1 protein-coding gene is annotated in these 1,437 nt (G+C 35.5%); it reads right to left on the bottom strand.

The window, feature by feature from the left end:
• Positions 1–32: 32 nt before the first annotated feature.
• A protein-coding gene (locus M1F37_RS09845) for an IS3 family transposase (protein ID WP_247935675.1) occupies positions 33–1,381 on the bottom strand; the annotation gives its coding sequence in 2 pieces (ribosomal slippage) (positions 33–940 and positions 940–1,381; 1,350 coding nt in all).
• Positions 1,382–1,437: the final 56 nt, after the last annotated feature.

The raw sequence follows: 1,437 nt of genomic DNA on the forward strand, positions 1-1,437 counted from the left end.
ATGTACTGACCCCAAAAAGTTAGACAATTAATTTATCCAAAGGATTTAGTTCTGTATTGCACAGGGCTGAGTCCTTTTAGTTTTACCTTAATTCGTTTATTGTTGTAGTAATCAATATAGTCTACAATAGCTTGTTCCAATTGCTTAAGCGACTGAAACGACTTCTCATAACCGTAAAACATTTCCGATTTCAGAATCCCAAAGAAGGACTCCATCATACCATTGTCTGGGCTGTTACCCTTACGTGACATGGATGCTTGAATTCCCTTACCCTCAAGAAACTGATGATAAGAATCGTGTTGATATTGCCAGCCTTGGTCACTATGGAGAATCGTATTCTCATAGTGCTTCTCTGTGAATGCCTGTTCCAACATTGTTTTTACTTGTTCTAAGTTGGGTGAAGTTGAAAGATTATAGGCGATAATTTCGCTATTAAAGCCATCTAAAACTGGTGATAAGTAAAGCTTTTGAGTACTTGCTGGAATGGCAAATTCTGTCACATCTGTGTAGCACTTTTCCATTGTTTTAGAGCCTTCAAATTGACGTTGAATGAGATTCTCTGCCTTCTTGCCAACATCTCCTTTATGAGAAGAATATTTTCGTTTCTGTCGCATTTTAGCTTGTAAATTGAGTACTTTCATCAAGCGTTGAACTCTTTTATGATTTACCAGATAACCACGATTTCTTAGTTCTAAATGAATCCGACGATAACCATAATTTCCCTTGTGTTCGATAAAAATGGATTGAATTTCAGCTTTAAGCTCTTGGTCCTTATCTGGTTTGTCTAGCTGTTTCAAGTGATAGTAGTAGGTCGAACGAGCTAGTTTAATGGCTTTTAGAAGAATATCTAACGAAAACTTAGTCATTAATTCTTGAACAATTTCTGTCTTTCTTCTTTCTCTTTTTCCTCCTTCAATCGGAGTTCTCTTAACTTTTTTAGGATGGCATTCTCCGCTCTCAGGTACTCATTTTCTGCTTGAAGACGTTCTAATTCTGTCCTCTCTTCAGATCTCGTTTTTGGCTTACGTCCCACTTTAGGTACTCTCCCTCTTGTTTTCTCAACAATAGTATACCCGTTTTTCTTGTATTGTGCTAGCCAATTAAGAAGTATCGTACGACTTGGGAGGCCGTATTCAAGAGAAACTCTATCTTTAGTCCAGCCTTCATGTAAGACTTTATGAATCATTTCTTGTTTTAAATCAGGAGAATAGTAACGATTTTTTCCTTTTTTGACGAACTCTATTCCGTAACGATCAATCAATTTAATCATATACCTAAGATTAGAATTATTTATCTCAAATTTATTTGAAAGTTTCTCTAAGCTATATCCTTGTTTTCTAAGTTCATAGATCTGAACTTTATCATCATAAGTTAATTTCATAATAAAAACACCCCAAAAGTTAGATTTTTTCTGTCTAACTTTTGGGGTGCAGTTCA

Source organism: Streptococcus mitis (genome assembly GCF_023109105.1).
Lineage (GTDB): Bacteria > Bacillota > Bacilli > Lactobacillales > Streptococcaceae > Streptococcus > Streptococcus mitis_BW.